This window comes from Streptomyces sp. NPDC002276, from assembly GCF_053891435.1.
Genome location: NZ_JBSFCQ010000003.1, coordinates 271,809 through 295,350, shown reverse-complemented (window position 1 = coordinate 295,350; position 23,542 = coordinate 271,809). Strand labels below are relative to the sequence as shown.

The 23,542-nt window shown below is 71.4% G+C and carries 15 protein-coding genes; 5 read left to right on the top strand and 10 right to left on the bottom strand.

What is annotated here, in order from left to right:
• Nucleotides 1-7: 7 nt before the first annotated feature.
• A complete protein-coding gene (locus ACWIHT_RS10380; protein ID WP_456166487.1) occupies nucleotides 8-892 on the bottom strand; it encodes a MurR/RpiR family transcriptional regulator in 885 nt (294 codons plus the stop codon).
• Between the two features lie 118 nt (nucleotides 893-1,010).
• On the opposite strand from ACWIHT_RS10380, the gene ACWIHT_RS10375 reads away from it, so the two are divergent.
• Nucleotides 1,011-1,775, top strand: a complete 765-nt coding sequence (locus ACWIHT_RS10375) for a sugar isomerase domain-containing protein (protein WP_456166485.1) — start codon at nucleotides 1,011-1,013, stop codon at nucleotides 1,773-1,775.
• A 138-nt stretch (nucleotides 1,776-1,913) separates the two neighbouring features.
• Here the strand turns inward: ACWIHT_RS10375 and ACWIHT_RS10370 are convergent, their stop codons facing one another.
• Nucleotides 1,914-2,720: a DeoR/GlpR family DNA-binding transcription regulator gene (locus tag ACWIHT_RS10370; RefSeq protein WP_456166483.1), complete on the bottom strand. Its 807-nt coding sequence runs from the start codon at nucleotides 2,718-2,720 to the stop codon at nucleotides 1,914-1,916.
• A 119-nt stretch (nucleotides 2,721-2,839) separates the two neighbouring features.
• Between ACWIHT_RS10370 and ACWIHT_RS10365 the strand changes: the two genes are divergently transcribed.
• The 3 genes from ACWIHT_RS10365 to ACWIHT_RS10355 all read left to right on the top strand — a co-directional run bounded on the left by ACWIHT_RS10365 (nucleotide 2,840) and on the right by ACWIHT_RS10355 (nucleotide 5,458).
• Entirely contained in the window at nucleotides 2,840-3,487 is a 648-nt protein-coding gene (locus tag ACWIHT_RS10365; RefSeq protein ID WP_456166481.1) for a bifunctional 4-hydroxy-2-oxoglutarate aldolase/2-dehydro-3-deoxy-phosphogluconate aldolase, read from the top strand.
• Between the two features lie 85 nt (nucleotides 3,488-3,572).
• Nucleotides 3,573-4,877: an MFS transporter gene (locus ACWIHT_RS10360; RefSeq protein WP_456166479.1), complete on the top strand. Its 1,305-nt coding sequence runs from the start codon at nucleotides 3,573-3,575 to the stop codon at nucleotides 4,875-4,877.
• The gene (locus tag ACWIHT_RS10355; RefSeq protein ID WP_456166477.1) at nucleotides 4,874-5,458 is read left to right on the top strand and encodes an AAA family ATPase; all 585 of its coding nucleotides are present in this window, start codon (nucleotides 4,874-4,876) and stop codon (nucleotides 5,456-5,458) included. Before ACWIHT_RS10360 ends, ACWIHT_RS10355 begins: the two co-directional genes overlap by 4 nt.
• An 11-nt stretch (nucleotides 5,459-5,469) precedes the next feature.
• Here ACWIHT_RS10355 and ACWIHT_RS10350 read toward each other — a convergent pair whose 3' ends face one another.
• Genes ACWIHT_RS10350 through ACWIHT_RS10325 form a run of 6 tightly spaced genes read right to left on the bottom strand, consistent with a single transcriptional unit; the run spans nucleotide 5,470 to nucleotide 20,203 of the window.
• Nucleotides 5,470-6,552: a class I SAM-dependent methyltransferase gene (locus tag ACWIHT_RS10350; protein ID WP_456166475.1), complete on the bottom strand. Its 1,083-nt coding sequence runs from the start codon at nucleotides 6,550-6,552 to the stop codon at nucleotides 5,470-5,472.
• Entirely contained in the window at nucleotides 6,549-7,748 is a 1,200-nt protein-coding gene (locus tag ACWIHT_RS10345; RefSeq protein WP_456166473.1) for a glycosyltransferase, read from the bottom strand. The genes ACWIHT_RS10350 and ACWIHT_RS10345 overlap by 4 nt, the downstream gene beginning before the upstream one ends.
• Entirely contained in the window at nucleotides 7,745-8,557 is an 813-nt protein-coding gene (locus ACWIHT_RS10340) for an alpha/beta fold hydrolase (protein WP_456166471.1), read from the bottom strand. The genes ACWIHT_RS10345 and ACWIHT_RS10340 overlap by 4 nt, the downstream gene beginning before the upstream one ends.
• 3 nt (nucleotides 8,558-8,560) lie before the next feature.
• A complete protein-coding gene (locus tag ACWIHT_RS10335) occupies nucleotides 8,561-8,863 on the bottom strand; it encodes an acyl carrier protein (RefSeq protein WP_019071397.1) in 303 nt (100 codons plus the stop codon).
• The gene (locus tag ACWIHT_RS10330; protein ID WP_456166469.1) at nucleotides 8,860-13,329 is read right to left on the bottom strand and encodes a beta-ketoacyl synthase N-terminal-like domain-containing protein; all 4,470 of its coding nucleotides are present in this window, start codon (nucleotides 13,327-13,329) and stop codon (nucleotides 8,860-8,862) included. Before ACWIHT_RS10330 ends, ACWIHT_RS10335 begins: the two co-directional genes overlap by 4 nt.
• A 1-nt stretch (nucleotide 13,330) precedes the next feature.
• A complete protein-coding gene (locus ACWIHT_RS10325; protein WP_456166467.1) occupies nucleotides 13,331-20,203 on the bottom strand; it encodes an SDR family oxidoreductase in 6,873 nt (2,290 codons plus the stop codon).
• Between the two features lie 369 nt (nucleotides 20,204-20,572).
• On the opposite strand from ACWIHT_RS10325, the gene ACWIHT_RS10320 reads away from it, so the two are divergent.
• Nucleotides 20,573-21,178 carry a GOLPH3/VPS74 family protein gene (locus ACWIHT_RS10320; protein ID WP_456166465.1) on the top strand — a complete coding sequence of 202 codons (606 nt, stop codon included), beginning with the start codon at nucleotides 20,573-20,575 and terminating at the stop codon, nucleotides 21,176-21,178.
• Nucleotides 21,179-21,293: 115 nt separating this feature from the next.
• Here the strand turns inward: ACWIHT_RS10320 and ACWIHT_RS10315 are convergent, their stop codons facing one another.
• Entirely contained in the window at nucleotides 21,294-22,742 is a 1,449-nt protein-coding gene (locus tag ACWIHT_RS10315; protein ID WP_456166463.1) for a sensor histidine kinase, read from the bottom strand.
• Entirely contained in the window at nucleotides 22,739-23,428 is a 690-nt protein-coding gene (locus ACWIHT_RS10310; protein WP_456166461.1) for a response regulator transcription factor, read from the bottom strand. Before ACWIHT_RS10310 ends, ACWIHT_RS10315 begins: the two co-directional genes overlap by 4 nt.
• Nucleotides 23,429-23,542: the final 114 nt, after the last annotated feature.

Genomic DNA, 23,542 nt, shown 5'->3' with positions numbered 1-23,542 from the left:
GTTCAGATCACCGGCCCCTGCGGGACTTCACCGTGTGCTCCCCGGCGATGTGGTCGGTGAGGGCCAGCGAGGCGCTCGCGCGCTGGTAGGAGAGCTGCGCGATACGGACGTAGAGGCAGTCGATGAGGACCAGCACCGAGTGGCGGGCGCCGATGATGCCGGTGGGGAAACTGGTCGCCGAGGACGAGGAGATGAGCCGGATGTCGGCGGCGCGGGCGAGCGCGGAGCGCGGGTCGGAGGTGAGGGCGATCGTGGTGGCGCCGCGTTCCTTGGCCAACTCGAACGGTTCGATGGTCTCGCGCGTCGAACCCGAGTGGGAGATGCCGATGGCGACGTCCGCCGGGGTGAGCAGGGCGGCGGAGGTCGAGGCGGCGTGCACCTCGGTCCAGCCGCGCACCGCGCAGCCGATGCGGAACAGCCGGGTCTCGGTCTCCTGGGCGACCGCCCCGCTGCCGCCGATGCCGTAGACGTCGATGCGCCGGGCGCGGGCGGCGGCGGTGGCCGCGCGCTCCACCGCGTCGAGGTCGATGCGGTCGATCGTCTGTTGGACCGCTCTAAGGTCGGCGCTGCCCACGACCTGCACGACCCGTTCCAGATCGTCGTCCGGAGAGATGTCTGGACCGATCTCGGCGGTGCCCCAGTCGGACACCTCGCCGCGCCCGCGCTCCTGGGCCAGTTCGATCAGCAGATGCTGGTACGAGTCGAGCCCCACCGCGCGGCAGAACCGGGTCACGGTCGCCTGCGAGGTGCCGGTGCGGCGGCCCAGTTCGGCGGCCGAGCAGTGGGTGACGGCGGCCGGATCCTCCAGGATCAGCTCGCCGACCTTCCGCAACGAGCCCGCCAGCCGGGGCAGCTCCGTGCGGATGAGGGTCGTGACGTCTGTCGGGGGCATGTGGAGAAGGTATCAGCCACCCCAGAGGCCATCGATTGAATACCAGGACCGTGTGTGATTTATTGATTCATTGATCGGGAAAGAACAGGTGGTTTGATCCACCGGTGGGGAGTATCGTGTGTCCGCCGAGTCCGTGAGTGCCGAGATCTTCGCGCGCGAGAGCCTGGCCGTTCTCCAGCACATCACCGAATCCAGCCGCGAGACCGTGTCCCGCGCCGCCGCGCTGATCGCGGACTGCGTCCGCACCGACGGCGTCATCCAGGCCTTCGGCACCGGCCACTCCCAGGCCATGGTCCTCGAACTCGCGGGCCGCGCCGGGGGTTTGGTGCCCACCAACCGCCTGAGCATCGCCGACCTCGTCCTCTACGGCGGCGCCGCCCCGAGCGTGCTCGACGACCCGCTGCTGGAGCGGCGGGCCGGAGTCGCCGACCGGCTCTACGAGTTGGCCGCGCCCCACCCGCAGGACCTCTTCGTCATCGTCTCCAACTCCGGTGTCAACAAGGTGATCGTGGAAATGGCCCTGCGGGTGAAGGAGCGCGGCCACCGCCTCCTCGCCATCACCTCGCTCGCCCACACCCATGCCGTCCCCGCGGGTCACCCCAGCGGCAAGAAGCTCGTCGACCTCGCGGACGTCGTCCTCGACAACGCGGCCCCGCGCGGCGACGCCCTCCTCGAACTCCCGGGCGGAGGTGCCGTTTGCGCCCTGTCCACGCTCACCGGCGCGATGCTCGTGCAGTTGACGGTCGCGGAGACGGCGGCCCAGCTCCTCGCCTCGGGGGACCGGCCGCCCGTGTACGTCTCGGCCAATGTGCCGGGCGGCTTCGAGGGCAACCTGGAACTGGAGAAGCGGTACGCGGGCCGAATTCGCCGTACCGCGAGCTGAGTTGTGAGGGGTGGACGAGCGGCCGGAGCCCCCGGAACCGGGCCGCGACCGCTCGTCGTCACCTGCGCTCCGCTCGTCGGGAGGCACACGGGAATTGCTGGAATCACCAGGTGATGCTAGGCGCGGTGAATGCTTCATTCAATGGGGGGCAGCCGGTAGTCCGCCCGTGCGGAGCACCGTCGGGCCCTCCTCCGCGATGCGGTCGAGCACGGCCGACGGCAGACCCTCGTCGGTCACCACGGTGTCGAGCCGGTCCAGCGTGGTCACGTTGAACCGTTCCACAGTGCCCCACTTGGTGCTGTCGGCGAGCAGCGCGACCGATCCGGCCGCCGCCATCACCGCCTGCTTGAGCAGCACCTTGTCCGTCGAGAAACTTGTCACGCCGTGGGACAGGTCCCAGGATCCGGCGCTCAGGAAGGCGAGGTCGAGATTGATCGCGCCGACCGTCCTGGCGGCCAGGGGTCCGCTGCTCGAACCGCTCGACACATCGACCTCGCCACCGGTGTGGACCGTGTGCACGGACGGCAGTTCGCAGAGCGCCAGCACCGCGTGGAAGTCGTTGGTGACGACGGTGAGGTCCTTGCGGCCGACCAGGAACGGTACGACCGACTGACAGGTCGTCCCCGCGTCGAGGAAGACGACCATCCCGTCCTCGACGAGTTCCGCGGCCCGCCCCGCGATGGCCTGCTTCCGGGGCATCTCCAGCGCCGCGCGCGACGCCCGCTCGCGCGGCGGCGCGTGACCGGTCCAATCGGCGAGCCTGACCCCGCCCTGCACCGAGACCACCTGCCCGCTCTTCTCCAGCGCGGTGATGTCCCGGCGCACCGTCATGTGCGAGACGTTCAGCGCCGCCGTCAGGTCGTGGATGCTCAGCACCCCGCTGCTCCTCAGCAGGCGCAACAGCTCCTGATGGCGTTGCTCGGGGATCAGGGGTGCCCTGCTCAATGCGTCTCCTCGAAGCCGGGGTGGAGCGGTGGGTGGAGCGGCGGCTCGCCGGGGTCAGCCTAACTTCGTGTGACAAGGGGCGTGACAGGATGTGAATTCATGTTCTAGCGTGTGCTTCCATGGTAACAAAGTTTAACGCCCTGGAATCAATCACCCATACGGGCGCCCTGCTCATCGTCCGCCTCGAAAGCGCCGAAGAGGCCCTCGCCGTCTCCGAGGCGGCCATCGAGGGCGGCATCCGGGCCCTGGAGATCACCCTCTCCGTACCGGGTGCGCTGGACGTCATCACAAAGCTCTCCGAGCGCTACGGCGACGACGGCATCCTCGTCGGCGCGGGCACCGTCCTGGACGAGCACTCCGCGTACGAATGCATCTCGGCCGGCGCCCGTCTCCTGGTCAGCCCCAACCTCAACCCGGCCATGCTGACCACCGCCAACCGCTACCAGGCCGTCACGGTCAGCGGCGCCTACACCCCGACCGAGATCGTCGACACCATGCAGGCCGGCGCCGACATCGTGAAGCTCTTCCCCGCGGAGTTCGTCGGCCCCGAGTACGTCCGCACGGTCCGCGCCCCGCTCCCGCAGGCACCGCTCATGCCCGCCGGTGGCGTCACCGCCGACAACGTCAAGGAATGGTTCGACGCCGGAGTCGTCGCGGTCGGCGTCGGCAGCTTCGTCACCAAGGCCGCCCGCGCGGACGGCGATTACCGCCACGTCACCGAGGCCGCCGCCACGATGCTGCGCGCCATCGAAGGCGCCAGGGCCTGACAACCCGTCAGGGAGCGGCACCCGCCTTCGCCCCCTCGTCCCCAACTCCCCATCACCCGCACGGTGGTTCCCCGAGGAGCTCTCCATGGCTCAGCAGTCCCTCACCTCCGCTTCCCCCGAATCCCTCGACCCGGGCGACACCGCCCGCCGGACCTCGCTCCGCATCCGCTGGGTCCTGGTCGCCCTCCTGGTGATCGGCGGGGTCGTCAACTACTTGGACCGTGCCACACTCAGCGTCGCCAACACGACCGTCGCCGGTGAATTCGGCCTGAACGCCACCGAGATGGGACTGCTGCTCGCCGCCTTCTCCTGGCCGTACGCCATCGCCAACCTCCCCGCCGGCTACCTCGTCGACCGCTTCGGCCCCAAGCGCATGTACGCCTGGGCCGCCGGACTCTGGTCCCTGATGACGATGGTCACCGCCGCCGCCCACTCCTTCGGCCTGCTCTACGCCGCCCGGGTCGCCCTCGGCGTCGCCGAGTCCCCGTTCTTCACGGCCAGCCTCAAGGTCAACGAACGCTGGTTCAACAAGGACGAACGCGCGCTGCCCATCTCGATCGTCAACACCGGCTCGCAGATCGCCAACGCCATCGCCCCGCCGATCCTCACCGGCCTTCTCCTGACGGTCGGTTGGCGCGGCATGTTCGTCGCCGTGGGCGCGCTCGGCATCGTCGTCATGCTGGTGTGGCTGCGCGTCTACCGGGACCCGACCCTGCGCGAGCAGGCGCTCATCAGGGGCGAGGAGTTGGCCGCGGCCCGCGCCAACGAGCAGGCGAAGCCCGCGAGTTGGGGCGCACTGTTCAAGCAGCGCAACACCTACTTCATGATCCTCGGCGCCTTCGGGATCTTCTACACTGTCTGGGTCTACCTGACCTGGCTGCCCAGCTACCTCCAGACCTCCCGCGGCCTCAGCCTCTCCGAGACCGGCTGGCTCTCCTCGCTGCCCTACCTCTGCGGCATCCTCGGCGTCCTCTTCGGTGGCTGGCTCTCCGGCCGGCTGATCCGCCGGGGCTTCCCCGCCGTCGTCTCCCGCAAGGTCCCCATCGTCGGCGGCGCCGTGCTCGCCGCAGCCGCGGTCCTGCCCGTGGCGTACGTCCACAGCACCCCGCTCGCGCTCACCCTGCTGTCCCTCGGCTACTTCGCCGCCCAGGTCCCGATGGGCTGCCTGTGGACGCTGGCCTCGGACATCGCCGAGTCCCACCAGGTGGCCTCGCTTGGAGCGATCCAAAACTTCGGCGGCTTCCTCGGCGCGGCCATGGCGCCCATCGTCACCGGTGCGATCCTGGACGCGACCGGCAACAACTACACGGACGTCTTCCTCGTCGGCGGAGCACTGCTGCTGCTCGGCGGGATGTCGTACCTGTTCTTCGTGAAGGACCGCCGCGCATGACCCTCGCTCCACGGGTGTACTTCGTGATCGGCCCGGCCGGGTCGGGCAAGACCGGCGTGGCCCGGCTGATCGCCGAGCTGAGCGGTGCCGCGTACATCGACAAGGACACCGCCTGCACCCGCCTCACCGAAGCGCTCCTCGAACTCGCCGGCACGGACCCGTCGGAGCGGGACCTCAACCCGTACTACCAGTCGGTGGTGATGGACCTCGAATACGCGACCATCCTCGACCTGGCCGCCGACAACCTGAGGGTGGGCCGCCCCGTCGTACTGGACGCGCCGTTCGGCCGCTATTTCTCCCGGCCGGACTACCTCGCCGAGGTGACATACCGTCATGACTGGCCCGCCGACGTCGAGTTGGTCGTCGTCCAGGTACAGGTGGACTCGGACACGGCCCGCGAACGCGTGCGCGCCCGCGGCTGCGCCCGGGACCGGTCCAAGCTCGCCGACTGGGACACGTTCTGGAAGGCGGCCGAGGCCAACGAGTGCCGCTGGAGCGACGGCCGTCGGCTGGTCTTCGACAACCGGGCCGACGGCATCACGGCGCACGAGGTCGCCCGCGCGCTGGCGGGCCTGTCCTGACCTGACCGCACTCAGTCCCGTTGGGCGACGAGCCGGTACGCGTTCGACACCCCCAGCCGGTGCGACATCCGCTTCACCACGAACCGGTCCAGCAGGGTGCCCAGGATCAGGGCCGGGATCCCCGCGATCAGGACCGCCGCGCGGCCCGTACGGGCCAGGCCGGACGGCGGCTTCGGCAGCCACGGGAGGTTGTCGCGGGGCGCGGCCGTGTCCAGCGCCAGCCAGGTGCCGGCCAGGAGGTCGACCGGGTCGTGCGGCTCCGCGTGCTGTTCCGCCACGACCGTGAAGCCGAGGTCCGTGAGCCGGGCCCGCAGGTTCTCCACCGGGATGAAGTGCAGGTGCTGGGGCTGGAGCCACGGCAGCCACCAGCGCCCGAGCAGCCGGGAGTAGCGGCTGTCGGGGTCCGGGACCTCGATCAGCAGATGCCCGCCGGGACGAACGGCCGCGTACGCGGCGGCCAGTTCACGCTCGGGCTCGGTGCTGTGCTCCAGGTAGTGGAACATGCTGACGACGTCGTAGTGGCCCGCGAGATTCGGGGCCAGTTCAGGGAAGCTGCCGCGATAACCGCGCTCCACCCGCCCTGCCTGCTCGGCGAGTTCGGCGCCGTCCGTGAAGTCGAGGCCGTCGAAGGTCGTGTCCGGGTACACCGTGCGCGCCGACTCACAGAAGTGACCGTGACCGGTGCCGACGTCCAGCCAGTTCTTGGGAGTCGGCGAGTGCGGCAGCAGTGACTCCGCACGCTGCTCGTACATCTTGGTACGGGCCGCGAACGTGTTGCCCAACTGCTTCTCGCCCAGGCCGTCGTAGAAGTCCCGGTAGTAGAACTCCAGCCCCGCCGGGCTCAGTCGGGGATTCTGGAACGTGTGCCGGCAGTCCTCGCACCGGTCCAGGACGAACGTGCCCGGCTTGTGCTGGATCAGATCCCTCGTGCGCAGCCGGGTCTTGAGCCGCGACGAGTCGCACCAAGGGCAGGTCTCGCGCCGGGGCTCGAAGAAGCGGTCCAGGCCGTCGGCCAGGTCGGTCTGGTAGACGGGGCGTAGCGCCGCCACCTGGTCGTTGCGGCTCGGGGCCTTGGGTTCGTCCTCGGTGCTCACGGGGTCTCCTTCGGGGACGCGCCGGTGGCCAGCAGTTCCAGGTGGGTGGCCGCCGCGCGGCTGCCTCCGGCCGCGCGGAACGCCGTACGGACGCGGTCGGCGGCGACGCGGTGGTCGGGTTCGTGGAGTACGGCGTCGATCGCCGCGCCCAACTTCGGTGCGGTGACCCGGCCGAAACGGACCCGGATGCCCGCGCCCGCGCCGGTGACCTGCCCGGCGATCACCGGCTGGTCGTCGCGGATGGGCGCCACGACGAGCGGGACGCCGTGCCACAGCGCCTCGCACACCGTGTTGTGCCCGGCGTGTGAGACCACCGCGTCCGCCCTTTCGAGGAGGGGGAGTTGGGGGATGGAGGGCAGGACCAGGAGGTCCTTGTCCTCTTCGTCGGACCGGTCCAATGCGCCGCCCGGGTCGGCGATCACCGCCTGGACGCGGTCCGTTCGCGCCCGCAGGGCCGTGACGCACTCGGTGAGGAAACGGGCCCCCACATCGGTGTTGGCGGTGCCGAGGCTGACCAGGACCAGGGAGCGGGACCGGTCCAGCCAGTCCCAGGGGAAGTCCGGCGCGGCCGGGCGGGGCGCGATCGACGGGCCCACCCAGCGGATCTGCTCGCCCTGCCGTGCCTCGGGACCGACGAGTTCCGGGGTGCTGAACGCGAGCACCAGATGCGGCGAGAAGCGCGGATCGCCGGTGGCGGACGGGTCGCCGAGTTCGGTGCGCAGCCGGTGCAGCAACTCGTCCAACCAGAGGCCGACTTTGGGGATGCCCGCGAACACGTCGGTGAACTCGGCCGAGGTGGTGGCCGAGGTCGCCCACGGCACCCCGAGGCGTTCCGCCACCAGGCCACCGGCCAGGGCCTGTTGGTCGGCGACGACCACGTCCGGCCGGAACTCCTCGACGGAGGCGGTGACCCCGGGCGCCATCTGCTCGGCGAGTGGCGCGAGGAACGCCTCCCACAGGAACTTCAGCGCCTCCGGCCCACGGATGTCCGGCGGCCGTACGCCCTCGCCCGTGCCCGGGACCGGTCCTGCGCACGGGAACACCCGCGCCGACTCGCCCGCGAGCCGCCGTACAAGATCGGGGTCGGCGCAGGCCCACGCCAACTCATGGCCGCGTGAAGCGAGTTCGGCGGCCACGCCGGTCGCCGGGTTGATGTGGCCGACCAGCGGCGGTACGACGAAGAGGAAGCGGCTCACCTGACGGCCACCTCGGTCGCGCTCGCCTCCTGGATCAGGGAGAGGATGTGGCCGCCGACCGTGCCCGCCGCCTCCACCAGCACCGAGTGCTCGTGGCCGGGGACGACGACGGTCCGGCAGTCCGGCAGCACGGACTCCAACCAGGGGGCGAGCAGGGCGAGATCGGAGTCGCCGCCGTAGACGCCGAGCACCGGGCAGCGCACCGCGCCGATCTGATCCTCCGTCAACACCCTGCTGGCCGGGATGTCCTGGGAGAGGGAGGTGTCCCGGGCGAGCTTGGCCGCGCCCCTCGCGAGGCGGGCGGTGTTGTGGCCGCGGTTCGCGCTGATCCAGGCGATCGCGTCGTCCTCGTTGTGGGCCAGCTCGTGCAGCACACGGTCCAGGATGTTGCCGAGCTTCGGCGCCCAGGCGTCGGTGGCCGGTTCCGACTCGATGAGGGAGACACTGGCGGCCCGCTCCGGATGGCGGGCCGCGTAGCCGAACGCGACCGTCCCGCCGTAGGAGTTGCCGACCAGATGGACCGGTCCAGTCACCTCCAGGAGGTCGAGGAGCGCCTCCAGGTCGTCGATGTTGTCGTCGAGGGTGTAGCCGGTCGCCGGGCGTCCGCTGCGGCCGTGGCCGCGCAGGTCGTACATGACGACGTCGACGCCGGCCAGCGCGAACGGCGGGGCGAGCGTGAAGTAGTAGCTGGCGAGGCTGTCGGTGAGCAGACCGTGCACGAGCACCGCCGTGGCGGTCACCGGGCGACCGTCGGGTGGGCTCATTCGCTGTACGTGCAACCGGAGTTGACCGGTGTCGACCATCGCCATGGCTCAGCCCGCCTCGGCTGCCTTGAGGCTCTGCACGACATACTCGACGAGTCGGCCGACGGTGAGTTCGATGATCTCGTCGAACTCCATCCCGGCCAGGAACTCGGCGAAGTTGACCTTCGTGCCGTAGTGCTCCTGGAGCAGCCCGGCCAGGGTCACCAGGTCGATGCTCTCCAGCTCCAGGTCGCGGTTGAAGGTCGTCGTCATCGTGATCTCGACGTCGTCGACGCCGTACTCGTCCTCCAGGAGCGCGGTCAGCATGCCGGTGAGGTCGGCGAGGACGGTGTCCTCGGTGGTGGGGGTCATCGGTCGTACTCCTCTTCGTGCGCGGGTCCCGTCGTCCAGGCCACGACATAGGTCCTGTCCGGCAGATTGGGGGGATTGCCGGCCGGCTCGCAGTGCACGGTGTAGGCGCGTTCCAGTCGCCCGGACACCAACAGCCGTGATCCGGAGACCACTTGGAAGACGGCGAAGTCGCGCGGTCGGCCACCGAAGCCGGTGCCCTCCGCCTTGGCGACCGCCTCCTTCGCCGCCCAGAAGCGGGTGAACCACAGCGCCTCCGACTCACCGGACGCGACCAACTGCGCTCGCAGCAGCGCGAGTTCCTCCTCGCCGAGAGCGGTGGCGAGGGTGGCGGGGTCGCGTTCGGCGACTTCCTCGATGTCGATTCCGGGCCCGGGTTCGGGGGAGTGCGGCCGTACGATCGCGACGGCGGCCTCGGCGGCGTGGGCCAGCGAGACGTCCAGCGGAGGCAGGACGCGGCCGTGCAGGCCGGTGACGTACGGGCGGCCCGACTCGTCGTTGTGGACCCGGATCTCGGCCGGGAACACGGGCCCCTCGCCGTGCCCCCACAGCCACTGCCGTACCGCGTCCTTCAACGCGATCCGGCCCAGCAGCCACTGCCGACGCCCGCGCGGCGGATGCTCCGCGTACTGCGAACGCTCCACGCCGCTCAGGGAGTTGCGCATGATGAGGTCGCGGGAGGCGAGGTCGGGCCAGCGCTCGTGCAGCAGGGTCCGGCCGCCGGGGCGGGCCTCGGAGAGCGTGTTGCGTTCCGGGAAGCGCTCGACCGGCCTGGTCTGCGGATCGTTGTCGAAACGCCGGTCCTGCCAGCCGGTCAGCTCCGCCCACACCGTGCCGTCGACCGTGAGCTGTACGTCGCATTCGAGTGCGGTGTCGGTGAGCGAGGTGATCCGCACCAGACACCCAACTTCCGTGCCGGGGCGCGGATGTGGGCCGTAGAAGCGCATCTCGCGCATGCCGACCGGGAAGACGACGGTGCGTTCGGTGCGGGTCGACATGATCCAGTAACCCAGGATCTGGCCGACGTTGTCGAGCAGGGAGCCCGGGGCGGGCGGGGTGGTGATCACGCCGCGTACGTGGCGGTCGCCGATCGCGGTGAGTTCGGTGACGCCCTGGAACGCCGGGCCGTGGAACATCCAGCGCTCGTCGTAGAGAATGGACGCGGTGTGGTCGGGGACGCGCTCCGTGCTGGGGTCCGGGAGGGGGCGGGGCGGGGGCGACGGGGCGTGGGCCGGGGCCAGTTCGACCACACCGCGGGCGTGCGGGCCGAAGGAGACGGCGAGCCGGCCGGAGGCCTCGGTGACCACCCGCACCGGTACGTCGACCGACGGCGTCGCCGTCAGCCAGCGGTCGAACCGCGCGTCGTGCACGGCGACCGCCCGCATGCCGGGCGCGGTCCGCTCGGCCGCCTCGATGATGTGCTGCACGATCGTGGTGGCCGGGACCACCGGCCAACGGTCCGCCACATCCGGCCAGTTGGGGCGCTGCGGGAAGAAGCAGTGATCCATGAGGTAGGGCATGGACTCGGGGGAGACATGGACCGTCGTCCGCCATTCCCTGGGCGGAGCGGGAGGCTGCTGCCGGGGTGGCGCGGGGATGGTCGCCACGGTACGGCGGCTGCCCGCGGTGAGGAGTTGGGCGGCCGTGTCGGCGGTCTCCCGCATCAGGGCGTGCAGTTCGGCGGCCGCCGGGAAGCGGTCGGTGAGCGCGTCCAGGGGGGAAACGGCGGCGCTCGTCGGGAGCGGTGTGCGCAGTTCCGCCCGGAGTTTCACCAGGCTCGGGGCGTCCAGCGACACGAGTGCGCCGTCCATGTCGAGCCGTATCGGAGGCCGTTCCTGTCGCCGAGCCGGTTGCTGCGGGGTCAGCGTCAACGGATCCACCGTCGCGCCCGCCGCCCACAACGCGACTGCCACGCGCCGGAGTTGGGCCAGGCCTGAGCGGTGGGGCGAGTTGGCGGCCACGACCAGGTGATCGCGTCCGCTGAGCGTCGCGTCGATGAGAGAACCGAGTTGGCCGGTGCCGACCTGGACGAACGCGCGGTGACCGGCGTCGTACATGGCCTCGACGAGCTGCCGGAAACGCACGGGCTCCAGCAGATGCCGGATGAAGAGTTCGCGGACCGCCGTCTCGTCCGTGGGGAACGGAGAGGCGGTCGTCCCCGACCACAGGGGGACCGTCGGCGGATGCAGGCGGAAGCGGTTCGTGGCCTCCTCGATCGGCGCGAGGTAGGGCCTCAACATCGGTGTGTGGAAGCCGGATTGGAACGGCAGCACCTGGCTCAGGACGCCCTGCGCGCGGAACGACCGCACGAACGAGTCCACCGCCTGCTCCGGCCCGCACACCATCGACTGGCCCGGCGCGTTGTCGTGGGAGAGGACGATCCCGGAGTCCGGCCACTCGGCGGCGAGGGCCGACAGCACACGTTCGGCGGGAGCACCGATCGCGCCGAAGGCGAGCCCCGGTACGGTCACCGAGTCCGGGTCGAACGACTCCATGAAGTCGCTCACCTCGTCCGGCGAGTACACCCCGGCGGCCGTCATCGCCGTCCACTCGCCGACACTGTGCCCGGCGACCGCGTCCGGAACTACGCCCATCCGGCGCAGTGCGGAGTCCAACAGCCGCCCGACACCGACCACATCGAAGCCGTGGCGGCCGACATCGCCCACCTGGGCGGGAGTTGAGGACTTGTTCTCGCGCAGTCCGAAGTGCGCGGCCACGTCCTCGACCCGGGGCGTGAAGTCGCCCTCCAGACCCGGGAAGACGAACGCCAGCTTGCCTCCGCCGGGCCCGAGCAGCGGGCTCGGCGTGAACCACACGTCGCTGCGGCCCTGCCACGCCCGCCCCTTGGCGACCGCGCGCCGGGCGAGCGCCAGCCGCTTGGCGTCCGGGGCGACGATGCCGAGGCGGGAGCGGCCGGTGAGGGAGTTGGTTGTGGCTGCTGCCAGTAGTGCGGAGTCGTCCGCGTCCAGCAGCGCGGCCAGCGCCTCGGGGCTGTCGGCGGCGAGCGTCAGCACGCGTTCCGGCTCGTCGACGACCACCGTCGCCGCACGAGACGCACGAGCCCCCGGCGCCTCCTCCAGCACGACATGCGCGTTGATGCCGCCGAACCCGAAGGCGTTCACCGCCGCCCGCCGCACCGGCTGTTCGGGCGTCGTATCCCAGGGCGCCGCCTTCTCCAGAGGACGGAACCGGGTGGCCGCGAGCGCCGGATGCGGGTCGTCGCAGTGCAGGGTCGGCAGCAGCGTCCCGTGGTGCACGGCGAGGGCGGCCTTGACCAGACCGGCCACTCCGGCGGCGGGCATCGTGTGGCCGATCATCGACTTCACGGAGCCGATGACCGCATCACCGTCGGGGCCGAACACCTCGGCCAGCGTGGCGAGTTCGGCCCCGTCACCGGCGGGCGTCGCCGTGCCGTGCGCCTCCAGCAGGCCGATCGAATGGGGCAGCGCCGGGTCCAACCCCGCCGCCGCCCAGGCCTGCCGTACGGCGTGGGTCTGGCCGTTCGAGTCCGGGTTGACGAGACTCGCGGCGCGGCCGTCGCTGGACACACCGGTGCCCCGGATCACGGCGTAGATCCGGTCGCCGTCGCGTTCGGCGTCGGCGAGGCGCTTGAGGACGACGACCCCCGTGCCCTCGCCGATCAGGATGCCGTCGGCGTCCCGGTGGAAGGGGCGGATCTGCTGGCTCGGGGAGAGCGCGCGGAGTTGGGAGAACACGCTCCACAGCGTGATGTCGTGGCAGTGGTGGACACCTCCGGCGAGCATCAAGTCGCAGCGCCCGGCGGCGAGTTCGGTCACCGCCTGGTCGACGGCGATCAGCGAGGACGCGCAGGCCGCGTCCACCGTGTACGCCGGTCCGCGCAGGTCGAGACGGTTGGCGACCCGGGACGCCGCGAGGTTCGGCACCAGGCCGATGACCGACTCGGGGCTGTCGGGACCGAGGCTGTCGGTGAACGCCGTGCGGATCCGGTCGAGTTGACCGGTGTCCAGGTCGGGCAGCAACTCGCCCAGGGTGCGGACGAGTTGGCCCGCCGTACGGACCCGCTGGTCGAGGCGGACCAGGCCGGGGGTGAGATAGCCGCCCCGGCCGAGCACCACACCGACGCGATGCCGGTCGGGCAGCCGGGACTCGCCGCCCGCGTCGGCGAGGGCGGCGGCGGCCACGTGCAGGGCGATGAGCTGGTCGGGTTCGGTGCCGGGCACCGAGTTCGGCATGATGCCGAATTGGGTGACCTCGACCTCGGCCAGCTCGTCGACGAACCCGCCGCGCCGGCAGTACACCTGGTCGGCCACGGCCGGACCGCTCGCGGAGTCCGGCCGGTAGTAGTCCGCGTCCCAACGCCCGTCCGGTACCTCGCTGATGGCATCGGTGCCCGCGAGCAGATTCCGCCAGTACGCGTCGAGGTCGGCGGCGCCGGGCAGCAGCACCGCCATTCCCACGATCGCGACCGGCACTTGACGGTCGGTCATGTCACCAGCCCGAAGCGGTGTAGACGACGGCTCCGGCCGACTCGTCGCCGAAGGCGAGTTCGCGCAGCAGGGCCGCGGTGCCCTCTTCGGGATCGATCAGCGAGATACCGCGCCGCGCGTACTCGCGTCCCAACTCCGGTGTGACCATGCCGTGATGGCCGCCGGTGGGCGCCCACGGACCCCAGTGCACGGTCAGCGCCCGGTGCCCGGTGCGCGCCGACCAGGCGGTGCCGAGGCTCTCCAGGGCGTCGTTGGCCGCCGCGTAGTCGACCTGCCCGCGGTTGCCGAGCACGGCCGAGATGGAGCCGAACAGGACGGCGAAAGCAGGGCCGTTGGGCAGTTCCTCCAGCGCGGACAGCAGTGTCTCGGCGCCGTGTGTCTTGGTGCCGTAGACCCGCTGGAAGGACTCGGTGGTCTTCTCCGCGATCAGCCGGTCCTCGATGACCCCGGCCGCGTAGACGACACCGTCGAGGCGGCCGTGCTCGGCGTGGATCTCCTTGACCGCCTGGAGTGCCGCGTCCGGTTCGCGGAAGTCGACGGAGTGGTAGCGGGCCTCGCTGCCGAGGGCCGCGAGTTCGTCCAGGGTCGCGGTGATCTCCCGCTGGGCGAGCAGGAGTTCGGCGGCGCGGTTGATCTCGGCCGGGGTGCGTCCGCCCTGTCCGGCGAGGGCCGTGCGCAGTTCGGCCGGGGTGCGGGCACCCGCGGTCGCCGGGTCTTCGGGTCCGGCCGGTGCGGCCGTCCTGCCGAGGAGTTCGATACGGCACCGGGAGGCAGCGGCGAGCGCGACCGCGAACTTCGCGGTGATGCCCCGCGCGCCACCCACCAGCAGCACCACCGCGTCACGGTCGAGACCGATCGCGGCGGCCTCGGCGACCCCGTCACCGGCAGGACCGGCACCGTTGGTCGCGAGCGCGCCGAGCGGAATCTCGGTCAGCTCAAGTCCGTGCCGTCCGGCGGCAGTTCGCAGTACGACCGGCTCATCGCCGGGCGCCAGCAGTTCGGCGAGCAGCGCGTCGGCGACGGCGGCCGGTGCGGGGTCCGCCACCTCGACGAGGCGGGCGACGGTGTCCGGGTACTCGCGCGCCACCGTACGGAACAGCCCGTGCAGGCCGGCCGATCCGCCCTCCGCCCCTTGTACGGCGATGAGTTGACGCGGCGCGCGGCTCAGGGCGGCCTGGAACACGGGGAACGCCTCGGGCAGCACCGGCGCCGACGCGGTGAGCGGCGCGAGATACAGGACGCCGTCCACCTGGCCGTCCGCTGCGGTGAGTTGGTGCTCGGGAGCGACGGTCACCGTGTCGGCTCCGTATGAGGAGAGGCGCGCGGCGACCGCCTCCGGGACGTCGCCGTCGCCGTAGAGGACGAACCGTCGGCCGCTGAGGACGGACGTCGGGTCCGCCGGGTTGTCGCTGTCCTGGTGCGGCAGCAGTACCGGTCGCAATTGGAGGCGCTTGGGCGCGGAGCCCATGACCTCGTCCTGTGGGGAGGCTTCGGGTGCTGGGGTAGCTTCGGCTGTCGGGGCGGCGGGCCCGGTCAAACGCGCCGACAGCCAGCCCGTGACCGAGGCCGCCGTACGGGCCTTCGCCAGGTCCTCCAGCTCGGCGTCGTCCAGCGAGGCGATGTCCGCGCCGCCGCCGATGCCCAGCCGCTGCGCCAACTCACCCGCGATCTCGGCCCGTTTGATGGAGTCGATGCTCAGGTCCGCCTCCAGGTCGAGGTCGGGCTCGATCATGTCGACGGGATAGCCGGTGCGTTCGCTGATGATCTCCAGCACGACCCGCAGCACGTCGTCCTCGGTGACGGCCTCGGGCGCCGACTCCGGCTGCGCGGTGGGCTGTTGGGCGACCGGAGTCTCGACGGCGGCGGGCAGGGCGGGCAGCTGTGGGAGCGCCTCGACCACGGCGGGTGCCGGTGCGGGAATCCAGGTTCCCTGCGGCACCGTCGCCTGCGTCGCGCCGAAGTAGGTCAGCAGGACGTCCCGTTGCGCGGCCACCATCTCCCGGCTGGTGCGCAGGAATTCGGAGATGAGCGCGTCCCTGTTCGCCTCGACGGGGGCGCCGCCCTGAGGGTTCGTCGTCACAGTCGTCTCCACAACGCGTCGGGCCGGTGTGAGGGCACCGGGGAGAAGGTCTCCGGCGGCGGTGCGGACGAGCTGTCCGTCGACCGTCCAGCCGGGCCGCTTGGGCACAGGAGTCCGGGCCGCGTCGACGGCGTCGCGCCCGTTGAACAGCCATCCGGTACGCACCGGCAGCCCCGCGACGGCCAGTTGGGCCAGCGCGTCGAGCCAGCCGCGCAGCCCGCTGTCCTGCCGGGGCTCGCACGCGACCGTGCGGTGCGGACGCTCCCCGAGGATCTGGGCGACCAGCCGGGTCAGCACCGAACCGGGACCGGCCTCGACGAAGACCCGCGCCCCCGCCTCGTACATCGCCTCGATCTGTGCGACGAAGCCGACCGGTGCCCCGATCTGCGCGGCGAGTTCGGCCCGGACCGCGTCGGCGCCCTCGCCGTACGGGGCCGCCGTGCGGTTGGACCACACGGGGAACTCGGGTGTGAGCACGGCCTGTTGGGCGAGGGTCTGGGCGAACCGTTCGCCCGCCCCCGCCACCAGCGGACTGTGGAAGGCGCACGCGACGGGGATGCGCTTGGCGCCGAGACCGGCCTCGCGCAGCAGCCGCACGGCTTCCGCGACCGCAGCCGTCGGGCCCGAAATCACCGTCTGGCGGGGTGAGTTGTGGTTGGCGACGACGACCGAGTCCGGTGCGCCCGCCGTCTTCAGGGCCTGCTCGACCTCCTCGGCCCCGGCCGCGACCGCGGCCATGGTGCCAGGGTCGTCGGTGCCGGTGGCTTCGAGGATCGCCGCCGCGCGTTCGGCGCTCAACCGCAGCAGCGCCTCCGGGGCGATGGCTCCGGCCGCGCACAGGGCGACCAGCTCGCCGTAGCTGTGTCCGGCCGCCATGTCGGGCCGTACGCCCGCCTCGGTGAGCAGCGCGTGGGCGGCGAGCCCGGCGATGCCCAGCGCGGGCTGCGCGACCCGGGTGTCCGTCAGACCGGCCTGCTGGCGGTCGCGGGCGGCGTCGTCGAAGGCGGTCGGCGGATAGAGCGCGTCGGCGTGGTCGCGGCCGAGGTGCAGATAGTGCTGCAACTCGGGGAAGGCGATGAACACGTCGGCGAGCATCCCGGGCCGCTGACTGCCCTGACCGGGGAAGAGGAAGGCGACCTGGCCGGCGTCCTCCTGGAGGTCGGCCGCGTGGATGCCCGCGCCGGGATCGTGCTCGTCGGCCAGTGCCCGCCGCAACTGCCCGGCCAGTCCCTCGACATCCTCGGCTACGACGGCCACTTGGACCGGTTCGTGCCGGGCGTCGGAGCGGCGGGACGCGCTGAGGGCGAGGTCGCGCAGCTTCCACGAGCCCGTCTCGGCGAGCTTGAGGGTCTCCTCGATGCCGCGCCGTGCCGCCGCCCGGTCCGCTCCCCGGAAGGTGAACAGCTCGGCGGGCCACGCGTCCAGGCCGTGCGCGGGCGGTACGGCGTCGCCGTAGGCCTGGATCACCGTGTGGAAGTTGGTGCCGCCGAAGCCGAACGCGCTGAGTCCCGCGACGCGTTCCTCGGCGGGGGCGGCCCAGGGCCGGGGCCTGGCGTGGAAGACGAAGGGGCTGTCGTCCTGCTTCCAGGCCGAGTTGGGCTGCTTCATGTGCAGGGTGGGCGGCTTGACCCCGGTGTAGAGGGACAGCACGGTCTTGATCAGTCCGGCCAGTCCGGCCGCGCATTTCGTGTGCCCGATCTGCGACTTGACCGAGCCGAGCGCACAACTGCCCGTCTCCGCACCGGACTCGGTGAACACCTCGCTGAGGATGGAGAGTTCGGTGCGGTCGCCGACGACCGTGCCGGTGCCGTGCGCCTCGACCAGACCGACCGAGGCGGGGGAGACGCCCGCGTTGCGGTACGCCCGCTCCAACGCGGCCCGCTGACCCTCGGGCCGGGGTGCCGTCAGGCCCAGTGAGCGGCCGTCGCTGGAGCTGCCGACTCCCTTGATGACGCCGTAGATCCGGTCGCCGTCCCGCTCCGCGTCCGCGAGCCGCTTGAGGACCACGCAGGCGACGCCCTCGCCGAGTGCGATGCCGTCCGCCGAGTTGTCGAAGGCGCGGGAGCGGCCGGTCGGGGACAGGGCGTGCACGGACGAGAAGAGGACGTAGTCGTTGATGCCGTTGTGGAGGTCGGCGCCCCCGCACAGCACGACATCGCTGGTGCCGCCCACGAGTTCCTTGCAGGCGACGTCGACGGCGGCCAGCGAGGACGCGCAGGCCGCGTCGACCGTGAAGTTGGCGCCGCCGAGGTCGAGCCGGTTGGCGATCCGGCCCGAGATGACGTTGGAGAGCATCCCGGGGAAGGAGTCCTCGGTGAGCGTGGGGAGTTGCTCCTCGATGCCCTGCGGGATCTTCCCGTAGTAGGAGGGGAGTACGGCGCGCAGTGTGGTCGCGTTGGAGAGGTCGCTGCCCGCCTCCGCGCCGAACACCACGGAGGTGCGCGCGCGGTCGAACTCCCGCCCCCGGTCGCCGTATCCGGCGTCCTCCAGGGAGCGCCGGGCGGCTTCGAGGGCCAGCAGTTGGACCGGTTCGATGCTGCCCAGCGAGGTCGGCGGGATGCCGTAGCGCAGCGGGTCGAAGGGGATCCGGGGCAGGAAGCCGCCCCACTTCGACGGGGTGGCACCGCTCTTGTCGTCCGCGTAGTGCACGGCGGGGTCCCAGCGGTCGGACGGGACCTCGGTCACCGCGTCGCGTCCGCCGAGGATGTTCGCCCAGAAGGTGGGCAGGTCGGGGGCCTGCGGGAACATGCAGGCCATACCGATGACAGCGATGTCCAGCGGGGCGGGCGGCTCCGGTTCGGCCTGTTCCTCGACTCCCAGGAGGGCACGGGCGGTTCGCGCGCCGGCGGCCAGGAAGTCGGCGGCGCCTTCGGTCACCGAGCGGTGCAGGGCATCGATCGTGGTGGTCGCCGAACGCAGCACGGCGACCTCGCCGGCCATGAACATCCCCTCGGCGAGCTGGCGTTCCTCGTCCACGGAGGTCAGCGCACCGGCCGCGTCCCGCTCCACGCCCTTGCTGGCGATGCGGAGCCGACCGACGTTGAGCCGTTCCAACTTCTCCCAGATCTGCCGGTCCGGGACGCCCTGCTCGCGCAACTCGGCTTCGAAGAGCAGGTAGTTGTCGCTGAACGGGCTGGGTACGCAGCGGGTGGCGTGACCGGGCGCGGTCTCCAGCAACGCGGTCCGCGTGGCCCGGACCACCTGCTCCTGGAAGAGGGGTTGGACCGCTCCACGCGTCACCGCCTCCTCCGTGAAGAGGTAGGCGGTTCCCATCAGCACGCCGACGGCGGCGCCGCGCGCGGTGAGCGGTGCGGCGAGCGCGGCGACCATCGCGGCCGAGCGCTCGTCGTGGACGCCGCCCGCGAAGAAGACCTCGACGTGTTCGGCCGTGCCCGCTGCCGCGGTCGCCAAGAAGTCGTCCAGAACGGCGAGTTGGGCCTCCCACAGCGGGAAGCTGCCGCGCGGTCCGACATGGCCGCCGCACTCGGAGCCCTCGAACACGAACCTGCGGACACCGGCGTCCAGGAACTGCCGCAGCAGTCCCGGCGAGGGCACGTGGAGGAAGGTGGCGATCCCGGACCGTTCCAACGCCTCGGCCTGGGAGGGGCGGCCGCCCGCGACGATCGCGTGGGTGGGCCTCAGCTCCCGTACCGCTTCGAGCTGGGCGTTGCGCATCTCCTCGGGCGCGAAGCCGAGCACCCCGACACCCCAGGGCCGGTCGCCCACGGCGGCGCGGCTCTCGGCAAGGATCGTCCGCGACTGCTCGCCGCTGGCCAGCGCCAGCGCGACGAACGGCAGGGCACCGCCACCGGCGACGGCCGCGGCGAACTCCGCCTGGTCGCTGACACGGGTCATCGGGCCCTGGGCGATGGGGAGTTGGGTACCCAGCCGTCGGCTCATCGCCGAGCCGGCGCGCAGTGCCCCGGCCGGTGCCTCGTCGCGTATCGACTCCCGTACGGCGGCGGTCAGTTCGCGCACGGTCCGGCCCACATCGCCCCAGCGCTCGGCGAACCGTGCGGCGAGGAAGCCGTCCTGGCCGACCGGCAGCAGCTGGGTGCGCGGGTCGCGGGCGCCGAGCAGTTCGGAGACCCGCTCGGCGGGTACCTGGGGGGCGTCCGGGCCGCGGCGCAGCAGCACCCGGTGACCGGCGATCACCGTGGTCTCGGAGCCGTCCATCGAGCGCAGTGCCGCTGCCGCCGTCTCGGGCAGCGCCGACTCGGCGAGCAGCGCCAACTGGCTGTCCAGCACGACCCCGGCCGCGCCACCGGCCACCGCCGCGGCGGCCGTACGCGGGCCGATGCCGCCGCAGGCCCAGACCGGGACGGTCACACCGGGCTCGGCGAGCAGCCGTTGGAGTAACACGAACGTGCTCAACTCGCCTATGCGGCCGCCGCTTTCGGCACCCCGGGCGATGAGCCCGTGCGCACCGGCGCCGATAGCCGACAGGGCCTGGTCGGGATCGGTGACCTCGACCAGCACCCGGAACGAGTCGGCGACCTCCTCGACCCGCCATGGCGCGTCCACGGCGAGGACGACGGTGCCCGGGCCGCCGTCGGTGGCCGTGGCGAGTTCCGCGGGGGCGATCCGGCAGTGGGCGCCGATCCGTACCCCGAAAGGGCCAGGGGACCAGCGCCGGATTCGCGCCAGGGCCTCTCTGGATCTTCGGTCGCCAATTCCCAGATCCAGTACACCGAGCCCGCCGGCGCGGCTCACTGCCGCCGCGAGTCGGGCATCCGGTTCATGGAACGGCGTGATTCCAATGATCATTTCTGCGGCGCGCGCGACAGACGTCATGATTCTCCGAATAAACGGTGAAACTGCACGGTGGGGGGTTTCGGCCTGTAGGCGCCGAACGGAATCGCAGAGACGCGAGATGGCTGGTTGAAAGCTAGCGTCACTGTTACTCGGCGGTCAACAACGGAAAGGTAAGCGCCCGGTGCAGGGAAATGATCCGGCCAGCGTGAACGAGCCCCCAAACAACCGGAAACCCCGCCAATTTCCTTCAGAGGGCACGCCATTCGGACCGCAGTGGCGCAAGCGGTCCAAAAGCCCCTGGTATTCATCCGAGGCTCATGGTCCCGAAACATGGCCGACTGCGGAACGGAATTATGTAAACGTTGGGTGTCGCTGCCTCCTCGCACGAGCCGCGCTAAGTTGGCACCCATGAGCACACCCCGGGACCTGCTGATCATCGCCATGGACGTCGACCCCGACCGCCCCGTCGAGTCGGGTGATCTCTCGCTCGCGCTCGCGGGCGCCGAGGTGATCGACCTCCTCGCCGCCGAAGCCGTCGCGCTGGACGGCGACCTGATCGTGCCGAACCTCCAAGTCCCCCTGCCGGACGGCCTGTTGGACGAGGCCGCGACCGCCGTCGTACGGGAGACGCCGTACGAGTCGGTCGAGGACTGGCTGTGGCGGCGGGGGCGGGGTCTGTCCTCGGCCTATCTCGCCGCGCTGGAGAACGAGGGCCTGGTCGCCCGGCAGCGCGGTCGCTGGATCCCGGTCCGCAGCGGCAAGGCGGCCCTGGTCGACTCCCCGGCCCGCACCCGGGCGGCGGACCGCTGGGCCACGGGCGAACCCGTCCTCGCCCAGCTCGCCGCGGCCGTCGGCATCCGCGAGGTGTCGGACGAGGACTCCGCGAAGGTCACCGACGAGGCCCTGGACACCGTCCTCGCCACCGTCCACGACGCGGTGACGGAACTGGAGGCCGTCCGACAGCGCAAGAGTGTCGAGGACGCGGCCTATGACAACGTGTGGCGCGGTATGTGACGGTCGCTCAGTTGCCGCTCGGTGCGGCAACTGCCGAAAAGGCAGAGCCAGTTGATGGTCCTGAGCCCCAAGTGACGCCACGTCACCCATGGTAGTCACAAGGCGTGCGCCGAGCCTAGGACGCGGTCGCCCCCAGCGGAATCGTCACCGTGAACACCGTCGCCCCGGGCTCCGACGTCAGCTCGACCGTGCCGCCGTGGGCCATCGCCAGCGAGCGAGCCACCGCGAGGCCGAGGCCGCTGCCGCCGCGGTCCCGGCTGCGGGCCTTGTCGACGCGGTAGAAGCGGTCGAAGACCTGGGCCCAGTCGGCGTCCGGGATACCGGGACCCGCGTCGGCGATCCGTACCGAAGCCGTGCCAGCGGCGACCGTCACCGTCACCGACACCCGCGTACCGGGCGGGGTGTGCACGGCCGCGTTGGTCAGCAGGTTGTCCAGCACCTGCCGGATCCGGACCGGGTCGACCCGCAGCCGCACCGGGGCCGGCGGAACCGCCACCGTCAGCGGACGGTCCGGATGCCCGGCCCGGAACGCGTCCGCCGCCTGCGCCACCAGCTCCACCAGCTCCGCGTCCTGAAGCCGTATCGGGGTCTCCACGTCCGCCGCGTCCAGGCGGGCCAGCAGAAGCAGGTCGTCGAGGAGGATGCCCATACGGGCCGCCTCGGCGCGCAGCCGGGCCAGGTGCTTGTCCCGCTCCTCGGGCACGTTCGCCGCCGCGTACTGGAACAGGTCCGCGTAACCGCGCACCGACATGAGCGGCGTCCGCAGCTCGTGCGAGGCGTCCGCGACGAACCGGCGCAACCGCTGCTCCGCCTCCGCGCGCACCGCGAGGGAGTCGTCGATGTGCTCCAGCATCGTGTTGAACGCGGTGCGCAGCTCCTCGACCTCAGGGCCGCCGCCCCGCTCGTCCGCGCGCAACGGCAGCCTCGCCGCCGACTCGGACAGGTCGTGCGAGGCGATGCCGTGCGCGGTGTGCGCCATGTCGCTCAGCGGCTGCAACCCGCGCCGCAACAGCCTGCGGCCGAGCACCACCAGCGCCAGCAGCGCGAGCCCGAAGGCGACCACCTGGATGATCACCAGCTGTCGTACCGTGTCGTCGATCGCGTCCATCGGCGCGCCGCTGACCAGCACCACACCGGGTTCGACCTCGCAGCCGCGCAGCCGGTACTCGCCCTCGCCGCTGAGGTCGCTGGTGCGCAGGACCTCGGTGCCCTTGGCGATCTGCGCCCGGGCCACGGCGGTGAGGTCACCGATGTCCGACGGCAGATCCGAGCTCTCCTCGGGCTTGCGGAGCACCGGAGTGCCGTCCGTGACGTCGTACACGGCGTAGTACCAGCGGTAGTACTTCTTGCCCTGGAGGGTGCCGTTGGCCACGATCGACTTGGACTGGGCGCTCTGGGCCAGCCCGAGCTGGTCGTCGAGCTGGGCCGACAGATAGTCCCGCATGTACGTCGTCAGCGCCGTGCCGACGACGGCGAACACCACCAGGGCCAGCGCCCCGAGCCCCAGCGCCAGCCGGGTGCCGAGCCGCAGCCGCCGGTACGTCCGCCGCAGCCGCGCGATCACTCGGCGGCCTGCCGGATCACATAGCCGAAGCCGCGCACGGTGTGGATCAGCGGATCGTGCCCCTCGTCGAGCTTCCGGCGCAACCGGCTGACCACCAGTTCCACCACGTTGGAGCGGCCACCGAAGCCGTACTCCCACACATGGTCGAGGATCTGCGCCTTGGTGAGCACGGTCGGCGACTTGCGCAGCAGATAGCGCAGCACCTCGTACTCGGTGGGGGTGAGCGTGATCAGATGCTCGCCGCGCCGCACCTCCCGGGTGTCCTCGTCCATCGTCAGATCCGCGACCCGCAGCACGGAACGCGGAAAACCGGGCCCCGCGCTGCGCCGCAGCACCGTCCGCAGCCGGGCCATCAACTCCTCCACCGCGAACGGCTTGACCAGGTAGTCGTCACCCCCGCGCGTCAGCCCCGCGACCCGGTCGGCCACCGCGTCCCGCGCGGTGAGGAACACCACGGGCACCATCGTCCCCGAGTGCCGCAGCCGGTCCAGCACACCGAAGCCGTCCAGGCCGGGCAGCATCAGGTCGAGCACCACGATGTCGGGCTGGAACTCGGCGGCGACGGTCAGCGCCTCCTCACCGGAGTACGCGCACGCGGCCTCCCAGCCCTCGTAGCGGGCGACCGTCGCGACAAGGTCGGCGATCGGCGGGTCGTCGTCCACGACGAGGAGTCGTACTTTTTCCACCTGCTCATAGTGCTTCACGCGCCGATCGGCGCCAGACCCGCGGCACCGCCGCACCCACATCGATAAGTACTTGAAAGTTGTTCGACAGGAAAACGACAGCGACCCGAGGTCAAG

What these genes read in the sequence shown, in the direction of transcription:
- ACWIHT_RS10380 (WP_456166487.1), bottom strand. Translation starts at nt 892, where the DNA reads ATGCCCCCGACAGACGTCACGACCCTCATCCGCACGGAGCTGCCCCGG.
- ACWIHT_RS10365 (WP_456166481.1), top strand. Translation starts at nt 2,840, where the DNA reads ATGGTAACAAAGTTTAACGCCCTGGAATCAATCACCCATACGGGCGCC.
- ACWIHT_RS10360 (WP_456166479.1), top strand. Translation starts at nt 3,573, where the DNA reads ATGGCTCAGCAGTCCCTCACCTCCGCTTCCCCCGAATCCCTCGACCCG.
- ACWIHT_RS10355 (WP_456166477.1), top strand. Translation starts at nt 4,874, where the DNA reads ATGACCCTCGCTCCACGGGTGTACTTCGTGATCGGCCCGGCCGGGTCG.
- ACWIHT_RS10340 (WP_456166471.1), bottom strand. Translation starts at nt 8,557, where the DNA reads ATGGCGATGGTCGACACCGGTCAACTCCGGTTGCACGTACAGCGAATG.
- ACWIHT_RS10335 (WP_019071397.1), bottom strand. Translation starts at nt 8,863, where the DNA reads ATGACCCCCACCACCGAGGACACCGTCCTCGCCGACCTCACCGGCATG.
- ACWIHT_RS10330 (WP_456166469.1), bottom strand. Translation starts at nt 13,329, where the DNA reads ATGACCGACCGTCAAGTGCCGGTCGCGATCGTGGGAATGGCGGTGCTG.
- ACWIHT_RS10325 (WP_456166467.1), bottom strand. Translation starts at nt 20,203, where the DNA reads ATGACGTCTGTCGCGCGCGCCGCAGAAATGATCATTGGAATCACGCCG.
- ACWIHT_RS10320 (WP_456166465.1), top strand. Translation starts at nt 20,573, where the DNA reads ATGAGCACACCCCGGGACCTGCTGATCATCGCCATGGACGTCGACCCC.